Here is a 3,387-nt window from a genome sequence, read left to right on the forward strand (position 1 = left end):
GCAGCGCACCACCTCCGATGAAGCGCAGGCCCCCGGCCGCGCACTGGCCGAGGCCGATGCAGAAACCGGCACGGCCACCACCCCCTTCCGTCTGCGCAAAGGCTGAACGCGATGTCCAAGAAACTGATCCTCGGCGGTGTCGCCACCGTCCTGCTGTTGTCCGCTGGCGGTGCCGCGGCCTGGTGGAAGCTGAAAGACCATGGGTCGGCCGGCGAGGCCAAGGCGCATGTGGCCGAAGCGGTGGACTACAAGTACGTCACGCTGGACAAAGTCATCGTGATGCTGCGCAACGGCGAACAGGAAAGCGGCTCGCACTACCTGGCCGTGGACCTGGTCTTCAAGGCGCCGCCCAAGACCGAGAAGCAGACCCGGGACCACCTGCCGCTGCTGCGCAGCGTGGCGGTGAAAGCCCTGTCGGAGCGCACCCGCGCCCAGGCCAGCTCGATGGGCGTGGACGCCCTGGCCAGCACGCTCAACGAGGCGTTCCATGAGGCCTATGCAGCCGAGCATCAGGAGATGCCGTTTGCCGAGGCCATGATCGGCAAGCTCATCGTCGAATGACCATGGACTTGCACGCGGGTCATTTCGAGGTGGCGGCCTATGCCGAGGCGGGCGGCGAAGCTGCGCGCGCCGCGCTCGACCCGGCCCGCGAGCAGCGCGAGCTGATCGCGCACACGCCGCTGGTCAAGCGCGTGGTGCGCCAGCTCAGCGCCCAGCTCAGCGCCACGATGGACCGCGACGACATGCAGCAGATCGGCCTGATGGGGCTGCTGGAAGCACTGCGCCGCTACGGCCCGCCGGACGAAAAGTTCGCTGCCTTTGCCTCGCTGCGCATCCGCGGCGCGATCCTCGACGAACTGCGCCGCCAGGACTGGCGCCCGCGCAGCGTGCGCCAGGACAGCCACAAGCTGCGCGACGGCCTGCGCGAGATGACGCGCCGCCTGGGCCGCGAGCCGACCGAGGCCGAAGTGCTGAAGGTGCTGAAGCTCACGCCGGAAACCTACCAGGCCCACCTCGCCGCAGAAAACGCCGAGCAGATGGCCAGCTTCGACGAACTGCTGCACGAGATGGCCGAATTGCCTTCGGCGCAGCGCTCGCCCGAGGAGATCCTGATCCAGCGCCGCAGCCTGGCGCAAGCCCTGAGCGCGCTGGACGAACGTGAACAACGCGTGATCCAGCTGTACTACGAGTACGAGCTGAGCCTGAAGGAAATCGCCGCGGTGCTGGACCTGACCGAGGCCCGCATCTGCCAGATCAACAAGGCCGCGCTGCAGAAGATGAAGCGCCACCTGGCCGCCTGACCGCCGCCTGACCCGCTAGCCCCCAAAGAGACCACCCCATGCAATCCATCCTCGGCATCCTCATCATCGTCGGCTGCGTCTTCGGCGGCTACATGATCCACGACGGCGACATGAAGATGATCTGGCAGCCCACCGAGCTGCTGATCATCGTTGGCGCAGGTGCAGGCGCCATCGTGCTGGGCAACCCCAAGCACGTGCTCTCGGAGATGTGGCTGCAGGTGCGCAAGGTGATGATGCGCAAGAAGCCCGGCGAGGAATTCCAGCGCCAGCTGCTGCTGCTGATGTACGAGCTGCTGCAGACGGCGGCCGGCGGCCTGAAGGCACTGGACGCACACGTTGAAGCCCCGCATGAGAGCGATCTCTTCAAGCGTTATCCGCTGATCCTCGAAGAGCCCAAGCTGCTCCACTTCATCGTCGACAACTTTCGCTTGATGGCGATGGGCAAGATCAATGCACACGAGCTCGAAGGTGTGCTCGAACAAGAGATCGAAGCGATCCACGAAGAGATGGCGCAGCCAGCCAAGTCGCTGGCCAAGATCGGGGAGGCGATGCCGGGCTTCGGCATCCTGGCCGCGGTGCTGGGCATCGTGATGACCATGAACGTGGTGGCCGAAGGCGCCGGCACTGCCGAGATCGCCGTGCGCGTCGGCGCCGCGATGGTGGGTACCTTCATTGGTATCTTCATGTGCTACGGCGTGCTGGACCCGATCAGCAACATGATGAAGCAGCTGGTCAGCGAGGAGCTGCAGGCCTTCGAGTCGGTCAAGGTGGTGCTGGTCACGCATGTCTCGGGCAAGCCGGCGCTGCTGGCGATCGACGCCGGCCGCCGCCTGGTGCAGCTCAACATCAAGCCCAGCTTCGCCCGCCTGGAAGGCTGGATCAACAAGATGCAGGACGCCGGCGACGCCGGCGCCACCCCGCAACGCCGCGCAGGAGACAAGCGTGCCCAAGCCTGATGCCCATCACGGCGAGACCGTCGTCAAGCGCGTCTCGGCCAAGGGCCATGACGAGGCCCACGGCGGCGCGTGGAAGGTCGCGTTTGCCGACTTCTGCCTCGCGCTGCTGTGCTTGTTCCTGGTGCTGTGGCTGCTGGCCTCGCGCGACAAGGAAGCGGCCGAGCAGAACCTGCTGTCCGTCATGGGCACGCCCATCGACGAAGGCAGCCAGGGCCACATCCCGGACCTGAAGGGCAGCCAGTTCGGCAGCCTGATCACCCGCGAGCCGGTGCCCGGCCAGGGCGGTACCAACGCGGCCCGTGGCCCCAACCAGGGCAACGGCCAGACCGACCAGGCCCATCCGCTGCAACGCAAGCACATGGACGGCCCGGAAGACATGCAGTTGCTGGCCCGCAAGCTCTCCGGCCTGGCCGAAGACGCCGGCCTGGAAAGCCACCTGAAGACCGAAGTCACGCCGCAGGGCCTGCGCGTGCTGCTGCACGACACCGACGGCGAAGGCATGTTCGCCCGCGGCAGTGCGGTGCCCAACACCAGGTTCCGCAAGCTGCTGACCCAGATGGGCCCGCTGTTCGCCGAGATCGACAACCAGCTGCTGGTGCTGGGCCACACCGACGCGACGGCCTATGCCAACACCGACGCCGCGGCGTTCTCGAACTGGACGCTGTCCAACCAGCGCGCAATGGCCGCCCGCCTCAGCCTGACCTACGGCGGCATGCCGGCGGCCAGCGTGCTGCAGGTCATCGGCATGGCCGACCGCGCGCCGATGAAGATCGAAGACCCGCGCGCCGCCGTGAACCGTCGCATTGAACTGGTGGTGCTGAGCACGGCCCAGGCCCGTGCACTGGCTGCCGCCTTCGGCATGCCCGGCCAGGTCCAGCCGCTGGCCGAAGGCGCCGACATGGTGGTCAGCCAGGCCGCGCCTTCGGCCAACGGTGCGGCGGCGATTTCGAAGATGGGCCTGCACCCGACGCGCCTGCCGGCCGCCGAAGCCTTGCCGCTGAAAGCCACCGTTGCCGAAAACGCCAAGGTGCGCCACCAGCTGACCCAACAAGCCTCGACGCTCGCGGAGCGCTGAGATGCAAACGAAACCTACCCGAGGTGCCCGCATGCGAATCACCGGCCGAACCACA

General features: G+C 67.1%; 4 protein-coding genes. All 4 read left to right on the forward strand.

Annotated features, from left to right (window positions below; genetic code table 11):
• Positions 1-111: 111 nt before the first annotated feature.
• Genes FKP22_RS24800 through FKP22_RS24815 form a run of 4 tightly spaced genes read left to right on the forward strand, consistent with a single transcriptional unit; the run spans position 112 to position 3,332 of the window.
• A complete protein-coding gene (locus FKP22_RS24800; RefSeq protein WP_141290324.1) occupies positions 112-561 on the forward strand; it encodes a flagellar basal body-associated FliL family protein in 450 nt (149 codons plus the stop codon).
• Between the two features lie 2 nt (positions 562-563).
• Entirely contained in the window at positions 564-1,301 is a 738-nt protein-coding gene (locus FKP22_RS24805) for a FliA/WhiG family RNA polymerase sigma factor (RefSeq protein ID WP_141290325.1), read from the forward strand.
• Between the two features lie 38 nt (positions 1,302-1,339).
• Positions 1,340-2,257: a flagellar motor stator protein MotA gene (motA, locus tag FKP22_RS24810; RefSeq protein WP_141290326.1), complete on the forward strand. Its 918-nt coding sequence runs from the start codon at positions 1,340-1,342 to the stop codon at positions 2,255-2,257.
• Positions 2,244-3,332, forward strand: coding sequence for a flagellar motor protein MotB (locus FKP22_RS24815; RefSeq protein WP_141290327.1), 1,089 nt, complete (start codon positions 2,244-2,246; stop codon positions 3,330-3,332). Before motA ends, FKP22_RS24815 begins: the two co-directional genes overlap by 14 nt.
• The last annotated feature ends 55 nt before the right edge of the window (positions 3,333-3,387 follow it).

It is taken from the genome of Ideonella azotifigens, assembly GCF_006519715.1.
In the GTDB taxonomy this organism is placed as follows: Bacteria; Pseudomonadota; Gammaproteobacteria; order Burkholderiales; family Burkholderiaceae_C; genus Ideonella; species Ideonella azotifigens.

What these genes read in the sequence shown, in the direction of transcription:
- FKP22_RS24800 (WP_141290324.1), top strand. Translation starts at nt 112, where the DNA reads ATGTCCAAGAAACTGATCCTCGGCGGTGTCGCCACCGTCCTGCTGTTG.
- FKP22_RS24805 (WP_141290325.1), top strand. Translation starts at nt 564, where the DNA reads ATGGACTTGCACGCGGGTCATTTCGAGGTGGCGGCCTATGCCGAGGCG.
- motA (WP_141290326.1), top strand. Translation starts at nt 1,340, where the DNA reads ATGCAATCCATCCTCGGCATCCTCATCATCGTCGGCTGCGTCTTCGGC.